Genomic DNA, 11,511 nt, shown 5'->3' on the forward strand with positions numbered 1-11,511 from the left:
GGACCTTCCCATGATCCGTCGTCTCATATACCTGTGGCTCGCCGTGCTGGCGGGCGCCGCGATCGCCGCCGAAGCGCCTCCGCCTCAGCCGGCCCCACCTCAGCCGGCCGCCCCCAAGGTGGTGCGTATCGGCGTCGCCTCGCCGGCGGTGGGCAACCCGCCGCTCTACACCACCGGCTCGCTCGGCCTGGCCCGCTACAAGGGCTGGATCGACGAGGAACTGAAGGGCAGCGGCACCCGGGCGCAGTGGTTCTTCTTCAAGGGCGCCGGCCCGGCGGTGAACGAGGCGCTGACCAACAAGCAGCTCGACCTGGTGTTCCAGGGCGACCTGCCGGCCATCATGGCGCGCGCCGCCGGGCTCAAGACCCGACTGGTGCTGCCGGTGGCGATCCGCAGCAACGTCTACCTGCTGGTGCCGCCCGATTCGCCGATCCGTGGTATCGCCGATCTCAAGGGCAAGCGGGTGTCGATCTTCCGCGGCACCAACGCCCACCTGCCGGTGAATCGCATCCTGGCCGCGCACGGGCTGTCGGAGCGCGACCTGCGCGCCATCAATTTCGACAACGCCTCGGCCCAGGCCGCGCTCACCACCCGCGACATCGACGCCGCCTTCCTCGGCGTGGAGTCGCTCAAGCTGGTGGAGCAGGGCGTGGCGCGCATCGCCTACAGCACCCAGGGCGGCCCGGCGGTGCTCACCCGCCAGAGCGGGTTGCTGGCCAGCGACGACTTCGCCGCGCGCCATCCCGACACCGTGCGCCGCGTGGTGCGCGGCGTGGTGCGCGCCGCCTACTGGGCCTCGGACGACGCCCACCGCGCCGAGGTGTTCAAGGTGTGGAGCCTGATGGGCTATCCGCTGTCGAGCTTCGAGACCGATTACCGCGACCAGTCGGTGAAGGCGCGCGTCTCGCCGCTGTTCGATCCGTTCCTGATCGGCCGCTACCAGGACGCGGTGACCGGCGCCCAGCAGTTCCGCCTGGCGCGCGGCAAGGTGGACGTGGCGGCGTGGATCGACCGCCGCTTCGTCGATGCCGCGCTCAAGGAACTGAAGCTGGAGCACTACTGGACCCCGCTCGACGCCCAGGGGCGGCCACTCACCACACGCAGCGCCAGCGCCCGCTGATTCCCACGGAACGGAGATACCCCCATGACCCTGTCCAGACTGTTGTCCGCCGCCGTCGCCGCCCTGTGGCTGGCCGCCGCCACGGCCGCGCCCGCCCCGCAGACCATCCGCATCGGCGTGGCCTCGCCCACCGTCGGCAGCCCGCCGATCTTCACCGCCGGGCCGTTCGGCATCGCCTACAGCAAGGGCTGGCTGGAGCAGGAATTCAAGCGCGACGGCATCAAGGTCGAGTGGTTCTTCTTCAAGGGCGCCGGCCCGGCGGTGAACGAGGCGCTGACCAACAAGCAGCTCGATTTCGCCCTGCAGGGCGACCTGCCGTCGGTGGTGGCGCGCTCGGTCGGGCTCAAGACCCGCATCCTGGCCATGCAGGGCGTGCGCACCAACCTCTACCTGGCGGTGCCGCCGGATTCGCCGATCAAATCGGTGGCGGACCTGAAGGGCCGCAAGGTGGGGATCTTCCTCGGCACCAACCTGCAACTGCCCAGCGACCGCGTGCTGGCCGACCACCAGTTGAGCGAGCGCGACCTGCGGGTGGTGAACCTGGACCTGGCCGGCATCGACAACGCCCTCATCACCCGCAACATCGACGCCGGCTTCACCGACCAGCGCGTGCTCAAGCTGCGTGACAAAGGGCTGGCGCGCATCGTCTACACCACGCGCGGCACCGCCCCGCGCTACACCCGGCAGAACGCGCTGCTGGTGGCCGACGACTTCGCCACCCGCTACCCGGACGCCACCACCCGCGTGGTGCGCGCGCTGGTGCGCGCCTCGCGCTGGGTATCCGACCCGGCCAACGAGGCCGAGACCTACCGGCTGTGGGCGCAGATGGGCGTGCCCGAATCGGTGATCCGCGAGGACTTGTCCGGCGAACCGCTGCGCAGCCAGTACAGCCCGCTGCTCGACGACTTCGCCGTCGCCCGCTACCGCGACGTGGCCGACGGCCTGCTGGCGCTCAAGCTGGTGCGCCGCCCGGTGGCCGTGCCCGGCTGGTTCGACCGCAGCTTCCTCGACGCCGCGCTCAAGGCCGAGGGCCTCACCGGCTACTGGCAGCCGGTGAACGCGGCCGGCAGCAACGTCGCCAAGGCGGCGCCCGCGGCCAAGGCCAGCCAGGCCAGATCCTGATCCGACGGAGCCCGATCCATGTCCGCCTATCCTTCCGCGCTCGCCCTCGACCCCGTGCTGCCGGCGCCGCCCGCCACCCCGGCCGCACGGCCGCGCCGCCGGCTGTGGCCCGCGCTCGGCCGCGCACTGCTGGCCTGGCCGTTCCCGCTGGCGGTGCTGCTGCTGTGGCAGCTGGCCGCCACCTACGAGTGGGTGCCGTCGCAGATCCTGCCGTCGCCCGCCACCGTCGCCGGCACCTTCGCCGACATGTGGCGCAGCGGCGAACTGCAGGACAACACCGCGATCAGCCTGTGGCGCGTGCTGTGGGGCTTTTCCGCCGGCGCCACCCTCGGCTTCGTGCTGGGCGTGGCGATGGGCCTGTCGCCGCTGACCAAGGATTACCTCTACCCCACCTTCAAGACCTTCGCCCAGGTGCCGGCGCTGGGCTGGCTGCCGTTGCTGATGATGCTGGTGGGCATCGACGAGGCGCTGAAGATCATCCTGATCGCCAAGGCGTCGCTGGTACCGATCGCGCTCAACACCTACAAGGGCCTGCAAAACGTGCCGACGACGCAGATCGAACTGGCCAAGGTGTACCGCTTCAGCCGCTGGCAGCTGCTGCGCCACGTGGTGCTGCCATCGGCCTTCCCGCCGATCTGGAACGGCGTGCGTTACGGCCTGACGCACGCGTGGCTGGCGCTGGTGGGGGTGGAGCTGCTGGCGTCGAGCGAGGGCCTGGGGTTCCTGATCGTGTATGGCCGGCAGTTGTATCAGCTGGATGTGGTGCTGGCGGCGGTGGTGGTGGTGGGCGCCATCGGCTGGGCGTTGGATCGGGTGTTGGCGGTGATCGAGAAGCGGTTGTTGCGGTGGCGGGTGGAGGGGTTTTGATGGGTTTGTCTGCGATGGTGGGTGGTGTTGCGGGGGTTGCGACTGCAACTGCAACTTCAAAAGCTTTTAACCGCCTAGCGCCTGCGGCGCGGTTGATTGATGCCCTTCGCGACCGGGCGGGCCGGTTCATTTCTTTTGCTTCTCCAAAAGAAACGAACCAAAGAAAAGGAGCCCCGCGTCTGCGCCCCTCCGGGGTGCCCTACGTCGGTCGCGAGCCTAAGGTCTCGCTCCCTCCTCGGCGCCACGTAACGGGAGGAACCCCCGTTGGGTGCAACGGAAAGTGGGGAAAAAACAAACGCCGGCTTGTACTTTTGGGCCAGCAAAAGGCGCGCGCTTACTTGGTGGCCGTCGCACACGTCACCCCTCGCCTTCAAGGGGAGGGGCTGGGGGAGTGGATGGTCTGCCCGGGGCCCCTCAGCAGCGCCGAGCAGAGGACAAGCGGGGCGGGGTTTCGGCGAGGACTGTCTGAGGGCGCGCAGCGACCGAGTTTCGCAGCCGCCGACCCGATTGTCCGGCGCGAGGGAACCCCGCAGGGGCGCGTATGCGGGGCGGCCTTTTCTTTGGTTCGTTTCTTTTGGCCGCGCAAAAGAAATGAACCGGCCCGCCCGGTCGCGAAGGGCATCAAGCAACCCGCGCCGCAGGCGCTCGGCGTTTCAGGGGTTGCCGTTGAAGTGTGTTTATTTGGTCATGACTCCGAAATGACCGATTCCTTGGCCTGCCGCGACACACAAGTCCAGGCAGTCAGCGTTTCAGGCGTTGACGTTGATGTTGACGTTGAAACCGCCCGCCTCACCGCACAAAGCATCAAGCAACCCGCGCCACAAGCGCATGAAGTGTTGGGAACGGGTTTACCCGCGCGCCCGGTAGCCACCATGGCATCCCCCGCACCAAGTACAAGGAGCAATCCATGACCTCCCGCCAACAAACCGCTGGCCGCTGGCCCCACTGGCTGCACCCCGCCGCCGTCCCCAAACCCCTGCGCGGCTGGGTGATCCCCGTGCTGCTGCTCACGCTGTGGTGGGCGACGTTCCGCTTCGGCTGGACCAGCTCGCAACTGTTCGTGCCGCTGTCCAAGGTGATCGACACCGGAGTGCGCATGGCCGGTAGCGGGGAGCTGGCGCATGCGCTGGGCGCCAGTCTCTATCGCATGGTGCTCGGCTTTGTCATCGGCACGGCGGTGGGGCTGGCGGTCGGGACGGCGCTGGGGGTGTCGCGGCTGCTGGAAAACCTGATCGGGCCCACTTTCCACACGCTGAAGCAGGTGTCGCTGTTCGCCTGGATTCCGCTGATCTCGCTGTGGTTCGGCCTGGGCGACCTGGCCAAGATCGCCTTCCTGTCGCTGGCCGCGTTCTTCCCGGTGGTGCTCAACACCTTCGAGGGCATCCGCAGCGTGCCGCGCGCGCATCTGGAAGTGGCGCGGGTGTTCGCCTTCAACCCGTGGCAGGTGTTCGCGCGGGTGGTGTGGCCGGCGGCGTTGCCGTCGATCTTCACCGGGGTGTACCTGGCGCTGATCTACGCCTGGCTGGCCACGCTGGGCGCGGAATACCTGCTTACCTCGGGCTCGGGCATCGGCAACCTGCTGGTCGATGGCCGCGAGCATTTCTGGATGGACCAGGTGCTGCTCGGCGTGCTGGTGGTCGGCGCGGTGGGGTTCGTCCTCAACTGGAGCGCCAGTCAGCTGGAGCGCCGGCTGCTGGCGTGGCGCGGCCATTCCACTGCTCAGTTTTGAATTTGTTTCTCTCTCTGAAGAAGTAACCCACTTTTTATTATCAGGAGCCCCCCATGCCCCATGCCGCCACGCTCGAAATCCGCGGGCTTTCCAAGCAATACCAGGTCAAGGGCGAGACGTTGCCCGTGCTGGACAACGTGTCGCTGTCGATCAAGCCGGGCGAGTTCGTCAGCATCGTCGGCGCCAGCGGTTGCGGCAAATCCACGCTGCTGCGGCTGGTGATCGGCCTGGAGGACGATTACCAGGGCGACATCCTGCTCGACGGCCACCGCATCGTCGGCACCAGCCTGGAGCGCGGCATCGTGTTCCAGGAGCACCGGCTGTTTCCGTGGCTGACGGTGGAACAGAACGTCGGCCTGGGCCTGCTCAACGCCGATCTCGGCGAGGCGCGCAAGCGCGACGCGGTGCGCGAGCACATTGCGCTGGTCGGGCTGGAAGGTTTCGAGCGCGCCTATCCCTACCAGTTGTCCGGCGGGATGAGCCAGCGCGTCGCCATCGCCCGCGCGCTGGTCAACCGGCCCGAGGTGCTGCTGCTGGACGAGCCGTTCGGCGCGCTGGACGCGCTGACCCGCGCCTATCTGCAACAGGAGCTGCAACGCATCTGGGCGCAGGAGGGCATCACCATGATCCTGGTGACCCACGACGTGGAAGAGGCGGTGTACCTGGGCGACCGGGTGGTAGTGATGCAACCGCGCCCCGGGCGGATCAAGCGTATCGTCGACGTACCGCTGCCGCGCCCGCGCGACCGGGGCGACTATGCGTTCGCCGCGATCAAGGAGGACGTGCTGTCCGAGTTCTCCGACCACCCGCGCGACGAACTGATCGCCGAGCCGCGCGAACGCAACGCGGTGGAGTGGCAGTTCAGCTGGTAGGGGTTTTTTGGGGGAAGAGGGAAGGGGGAAGAGGGAAGGGTAACGGCAACAGCAACGGCCGCTTCTGCCGGTACTGCGGCTTTCACCCTTCTCCCTTCCCTCTTCCCCCTTCTCCCCCCAACGCATCTCCAAAAGAACACCGCCACCCGCCTCCCAACAAACTTTGCATCGCCACCAGACCCCCATGTCCCTTTCCGTTCTGCGTCATCGCGACTTCTCGCTCTATCTGGCGGCCCGTGTCCTCTCCACCCTGGCGGCGCAGATGATGAACGTCGCGGTCGGCTGGCAGGTGTACGCGCTGACCGGCAGCGTCACCGACCTGGGGCTGATCGGGCTGGCGCAATTCGCGCCGTTCCTGTTGCTGGTGCTGCCGGCGGGGCAGGTGGCCGACCGTTACGACCGGCGGGTGGTGGTCAACCTCTGTTTCGGTTTGCAGACGGCGGTGGCGCTGCTGTTGCTGGCGTTCACCCGCAGCGGGCTGGCGGTGGTATGGCCGGTGTTCGCCGCGCTGGCGCTGGCCGGCTGCGCGCGGGCGTTCATGATGCCGGCCAGTCAGGCCATCGTGATGAACCTGGTACCGGTCGAACGCTTCGGCCAGGCCACGGCGTTGTCGTCGTCCAGCTTCCACGTGGCGGTGATCGCCGGGCCGGTGCTGGGCGGGCTGCTCTACCTGGCCGGACCGCAGGTGGTGTATGCGCTGGTCGCCGTGCTGTTCGCGGCGGCGGGGCTGCTGATGCTGCCGGTGCGCACCCGCCAGACCACGCAGCGCGCGCCGGCCGGCGGGCGTTCCATCCTGGAGGGCTTCCGCTTCGTGCGTTCGCGGCCGGTGGTGCTGGGGGCGATCTCGCTCGACCTGTTCGCGGTGTTGTTCGGCGGCGCGGTGGCGCTGCTGCCGGTATACGCGCGCGACGTGCTGCACGTGGGGCCGACCGGGCTGGGGCTGTTGCGCACCGCGCCGGCGCTGGGGGCGGCGTGTACCTCGATCGTGCTGGCGTTCCGGCCGATCACCCGCCACGTCGGGCGCTGGATGTTCGGCGGGGTGGCGCTGTTCGGCATGGCCACGGTGGTGTTCGGGCTGTCCACGCACCTGGCGTTGTCGGTGGCGGCGCTGGCGCTGACCGGCGTTGGCGACATGGTCAGCGTGTACATCCGCCACCTGCTGGTGCAGCTGGAGACGCCGGACGCGATCCGTGGCCGGGTGTCGTCGGTGAACGCGGTGTTCATCGGCGCCTCCAACGAGCTGGGCGAGTTCGAATCGGGCCTGACGGCCGGCTGGTTCGGCCTGGTGCCGTCGGTGGTGCTGGGCGGGCTGGCCACGCTGGGCGTGGCCGTCGCCTGGATGGCGCTGTTCCCGGTGTTGCGCCGCATGAACGGCTTTCCCGCGCCCGCCGCGGTGCCGTCACCCGCGCCGACGCCGGTCGCCGCGCCGGCGGCCTTGCCCCAGGCTGCGAAGTAGCGCGGCCTATCGTATCCACAACGGGCGCGCTGCGCGCCCGGCGGGCACGGCGCCAGGCGCCGGCCCATCGAGGACTCTCCATGACCGAACTGGCTTCCCAACGCGCGCCGGGCACCCCGGCGCTGCCGAATACCCCGTTCCGCTTCATCTGGTATTTCGTGGCGCGCTATCGCTGGTGGTATCTGGCGATGCTGCTGTTCGAAACCGCCAACGCCACCTGCGGCATCCTGATCCCCTACGCGGTATCGAAGATCATCAAGGCGGTGACGCTGGCGCAGAGCCAATCGATGGCGCTGGTGGGCGCGCTGCACGGCCCGCTGCTGCTGTTCTTCGCCTTCAGCGTCGGCGAGGTGCTGTTCGGCCGCGCCGCCGGGGCGATCCAGATCCGCCTGGGGCCGCGCCAGCGGCAGAACGTGACGCGGCAGGTCTACCACTACCTGCAACACCACTCCCATCGCTACTTCAGCAACAACTTCGCCGGCGCGCTGGCGCACCGCATCAGCGAAACCGCGATGGGCGTGACCCAGACGCTGTGGTCGCTGATCACCGAGTTCTGGCCCATCGTCATCGTATTCGGGGTATCGATCGGCCTGCTCTACCGCGCCCACCCGCCGCTGGCGGCATTCGTCGCGCTGTGGGCGGTGGCCTTCGTCGGCATCTCCTACGCACTGGCGCGGCGCGCCCAGCCGCACGCCTACCAGGCCGCCAACGCCCGCAGCGACACCACCGGCAAAGTGGTCGATTCGGTGACCAACCTGGCCAGCGCGCGGCTGTTCGCCCGGCTGGACTACGAGCGCGAGCTGCTCGACGGCGCGCTGCGCACCGAGCTGAAGGCGGTGCGCCGCTCCAACAGCTATTCCGAGCGGGTGCGCTGGTTCCAGTTCTCCGCCGCCGCGGTGCTCAAGGTGGGCACGCTGTACTACGCGCTGACGTTGTGGGGCCAGGGCCGGATCGGCGTGGCCGAGTTCGTGATGGCGGTCAGCCTGTCGCTGCTGATCATCAACGAGGCGCGCAACCTCAGCCGGCGCTTCCTGGAGTTCTTCGAATTCATCGGCAACGTCGCCAACGGCGTGCACACCATCGTCGGCCCGCACGAGCTGATCGACCGCCCCGGCGCGCACGCACCGACCATCACGCGCGGCGAGATCGAATTCCGCGACGTCGATTTCGGTTACACCCCGGAGCGCACGGTGTTCGAGCGGCTGAACCTGCGCATTCCCGCCGGGCAGCGCGTCGGGCTGGTGGGCTATTCGGGCTCGGGCAAATCCACCTTCGTCAGCCTGATCCTGCGGCTGTACGACGTGCAGGCCGGCGCCATCCTGATCGACGGCACCGATATCCGCGACATGACCCAGGACGCGCTGCACGCCCAGCTCAGCCTGATCCCGCAGGACCCGACGCTGTTCCACCGCACCCTGCGCGAGAACATCCGCTACGGCCGCCTGGGCGCCGGCGACGACGAGGTCGCCGAGGCCGCGCGCCTGGCGCATGCGCACGAATTCATCGCGCGGATGAAGGAAGGCTACGACGCCATGGTCGGCGAACGTGGCGTCAAGTTGTCCGGCGGCCAGCGCCAGCGCATCGCCATCGCCCGCGTCATCCTCAAGGACGCCCCGCTGCTGATCCTGGACGAAGCCACCTCCAGCCTGGATTCGGTGACCGAAAAGGCGATCCAGGAGACGCTGGACGACGTGATGCAGGGCAAGACCGTGCTGGTGGTGGCGCACCGCCTCTCCACCATCGCCCACCTCGACCGCATCCTGGTGTTCGAGGACGGCCGCATCGTCGAGGACGGCACCCACGCCGAACTGCTGGCGCGACGCGGCGCCTACCACCGGCTGTGGAGCCATCAGTCCGATGGTTTCCTGCCCGAGGAACACGACAGCCCCGCCGCGCCGCGTCCATTCTCGTCCGCCGCTGGTGGCGAGCACCTGCCGCCACAGGACGACACCGCCGACGACACGGCGGACGAACCGCCGCTGGATCCGGATGTGGAGCGGGTGTGAGGGGGCTGGAAAGTCTAAGGCCGGCGGATGTTGGCCTTTTTGTGCCTGGAACAGTCGTCAGGCTATCCGAAAGCGCCGACAACACTTGCAGTAATTTTGCTTGTATTGACTCTGTGCTTACTGTTTGTCGGGTTTTGTCCGACAAATATCGCATGTCATTTGAGTGCGTTATGCCGCTTGTGCCTGAATGCCGGCTGTTCTCATCCGAATGGCATTCCCATGACGCTTACTCCCATGTCCCAAGCGCTGGCCGGTGTCGGCCTGATTGCGCTATGCCTGTCCGGCGCGGCAACGGCCGGTGGCATCTGCAACCCCAAGAGCGGTATTTCCACCATCGGGCTGGAGTACGTGTCGTCCGCCTGCCCGGCGGGCGAGAACAGTCAGATCGACTATCAGGTCAATGCCTTCGAGTGCAAGAACGGCCAGATCAGCCGCTACGCCGTGTATGGCAGTTCGTACCTGACGCCTGCATCCCTGAGCAATACGGCCAACCAGGTCCCCAGCAATACTTTCCGCGCGTATCGCAACCGCCTGGGCACGCACTTCCTGATGGTGCACAAGAACTACAAGGGCACGCTCAAGCTGGACGACAGCGGCCAGGCGGTGACGCCGGCAGTGGCGCTATCCACCAGTGCGGCGTGCGGCGTGGCCTATGTGCCCCCGGCCCCTGATCGCAATCCGGGCGCGTGCGACGAGAACTGCACCAACCCGATCAATGGTGGCTGGCGCGGCAACAAATACCAGGCGCTGGTTGACTATCAGGCGCGGCATCCCATTCCCTTCGAGTTCGGCTGGCATTACAACAGCCAGCGTCTGCCGTTCCTGATGTACCCGGGCGACCCCCGTTACACGCCCAACCTGCCGCTGCTCGGCTTCGACAAGGATTTCGCGATCAACATCGCTGTCGGCACCTATTCGGAACAACCGCCGGTGAGCCAGCTTCCGCCCTCGACCCCGGGCGTGGCCGGTTCCTGGCAGACCAGCTACAGCCGTTACCTGGTGCAACTGGCGAGCGACAACGTGGCGCTGCGGCGCGATGACGGCAAGACCTTTGGCTTCCGGTTGGTGGCTGGGCAATGGAAAGGCCAGGCAGACGAGTCGGGTCGCCTGAGCCAGATCGCCGGGCAAGGCTGGAGCTACGTCAATCCGCAGGGCGACACCGAGCGTTATGACCTGCGTGGCAAGTTGACGGGTTTGACCAAGCTCGGCGGACAAACTCTGAGCTTTGGCTACAACGGTGCGGGCCAGCTTTCCCAGATCGGCGACGCATTCGGCAACCAGCTCACGCTGGTCTACGACTCGGCGGGCAAACTGCAGAAGCTGACCGATGCCGCCAATGGCAATACCGTCTACGCCTACGATGGCAACGGCATGCTGAGTTCAGTTACCTACCCGGATAACAGCGTGCGTCGTTACGAGTACAACAACGCGTTGTTCCCCACAGCCTTGACCGACATCTTCGACGAGTCGAACCAAGGTAGCGCCAAGTGGACCTACGATGCGCAGGGGCGCGCCACTTCCAGCGCCCATGGCCTGGGACAGCAAGGCCAGGAGACGGATCGCTCCGACGTCACCTACCTGAGCGATACCCAGTACAACGTCACCACGGCCCAGGGCGGCGTCTACCAGTTCACGGTGGCGGATGTGGTCGGCACCAAGCGCATCGTGTCGCGCCAGCGTGCCGGTGCGGCCAGTACCCTCGGCTACGACGCCAACGGCAACGTGAGCAACCGCACCGACTTCAACGGCACCAGCACCACCTACGTCTACGACCTCACCCGCAACCTCGAAACCAGTCGCACCGAAGCTGCCGGCACTCCCCAGGCCCGCACCACCACCACCACCTGGCATCCCACCCTGCGCCTGCCGGCCACCATCACCGAACCCGGCCGCGTCACCGAATTCAACTACGACCCCAACGGCAACCTGCTCAGCAAGAAGGTCACCGCCGACGGCGTCAGCCGTACCCAGAGCTGGAGCTACCTCGCCAACGGCCTGCTCGACACCGCCACCGACGCCCGCGGCAAGGTCACCCGCTATACCTACGACGCCCAGGGCAACCTCGCCACCGTCACCAACCCGCTGAACCAGATCACCCGCTACGGCCCCTACGACCCGCACGGCAACCCGCTGAGCATGGTCGAGCCCAACGGCGTCGGCACCAGCTTCAGCTACGACCTGCGCCAGCGCCTCAAGACCCGCACCACCGACAGCGAAACCACCAGCTTCGACTACCTGCCCACCGGCCTGCTCAGCAAAGTGACCCTGCCCGACGGCAGCTGGCTGGCCTACCGCTACGACCCGGCGCACCGCCTGATCGGCATCGACCACAGCAACGG

Annotated in this window: 7 protein-coding genes and 1 pseudogene; all 8 read left to right on the forward strand. The window is 67.5% G+C overall.

Annotated features, from left to right (window positions below; genetic code table 11):
* The first annotated feature begins 10 nt into the window (after positions 1-10).
* Positions 11-1,120 (forward strand): ABC transporter substrate-binding protein, encoded by a 1,110-nt coding sequence (locus C556_RS0111815; protein ID WP_018748467.1) that lies wholly within the window; start codon positions 11-13, stop codon positions 1,118-1,120.
* Between the two features lie 24 nt (positions 1,121-1,144).
* Positions 1,145-2,242, forward strand: coding sequence for an ABC transporter substrate-binding protein (locus C556_RS20210; RefSeq protein ID WP_018748468.1), 1,098 nt, complete (start codon positions 1,145-1,147; stop codon positions 2,240-2,242).
* A gap of 18 nt (positions 2,243-2,260) precedes the next feature.
* Positions 2,261-3,109, forward strand: coding sequence for an ABC transporter permease (locus C556_RS0111825; RefSeq protein ID WP_018748469.1), 849 nt, complete (start codon positions 2,261-2,263; stop codon positions 3,107-3,109).
* 907 nt (positions 3,110-4,016) lie between these two features.
* Positions 4,017-4,838, forward strand: coding sequence for an ABC transporter permease (locus C556_RS0111830; protein WP_018748470.1), 822 nt, complete (start codon positions 4,017-4,019; stop codon positions 4,836-4,838).
* Positions 4,839-4,891: 53 nt separating this feature from the next.
* On the forward strand, positions 4,892-5,710 hold the full coding sequence (locus C556_RS0111835) for an ABC transporter ATP-binding protein (RefSeq protein WP_018748471.1): 819 nt from the start codon (positions 4,892-4,894) through the stop codon (positions 5,708-5,710).
* Positions 5,711-5,894: 184 nt separating this feature from the next.
* Positions 5,895-7,166, forward strand: a complete 1,272-nt coding sequence (locus C556_RS0111840) for an MFS transporter (RefSeq protein WP_026263034.1) — start codon at positions 5,895-5,897, stop codon at positions 7,164-7,166.
* Between the two features lie 80 nt (positions 7,167-7,246).
* On the forward strand, positions 7,247-9,172 hold the full coding sequence (locus C556_RS0111845; protein WP_018748473.1) for an ABC transporter ATP-binding protein: 1,926 nt from the start codon (positions 7,247-7,249) through the stop codon (positions 9,170-9,172).
* A 219-nt stretch (positions 9,173-9,391) separates the two neighbouring features.
* Positions 9,392-11,511, forward strand: a pseudogene (locus C556_RS20215) (hypothetical protein); the annotation flags it as partial.

Source organism: Chitiniphilus shinanonensis DSM 23277 (assembly GCF_000374805.1).
GTDB classification, from domain to species: Bacteria; Pseudomonadota; Gammaproteobacteria; order Burkholderiales; family Chitinibacteraceae; genus Chitiniphilus; species Chitiniphilus shinanonensis.

Bases quoted from the DNA above. Each gene is read 5' to 3' on its own strand.
- C556_RS0111835 (WP_018748471.1), top strand. From the start codon at position 4,892: ATGCCCCATGCCGCCACGCTCGAAATCCGCGGGCTTTCCAAGCAATAC.
- C556_RS20210 (WP_018748468.1), top strand. From the start codon at position 1,145: ATGACCCTGTCCAGACTGTTGTCCGCCGCCGTCGCCGCCCTGTGGCTG.
- C556_RS0111845 (WP_018748473.1), top strand. From the start codon at position 7,247: ATGACCGAACTGGCTTCCCAACGCGCGCCGGGCACCCCGGCGCTGCCG.
- C556_RS0111815 (WP_018748467.1), top strand. From the start codon at position 11: ATGATCCGTCGTCTCATATACCTGTGGCTCGCCGTGCTGGCGGGCGCC.
- C556_RS0111830 (WP_018748470.1), top strand. From the start codon at position 4,017: ATGACCTCCCGCCAACAAACCGCTGGCCGCTGGCCCCACTGGCTGCAC.
- C556_RS0111825 (WP_018748469.1), top strand. From the start codon at position 2,261: ATGTCCGCCTATCCTTCCGCGCTCGCCCTCGACCCCGTGCTGCCGGCG.
- C556_RS0111840 (WP_026263034.1), top strand. From the start codon at position 5,895: ATGTCCCTTTCCGTTCTGCGTCATCGCGACTTCTCGCTCTATCTGGCG.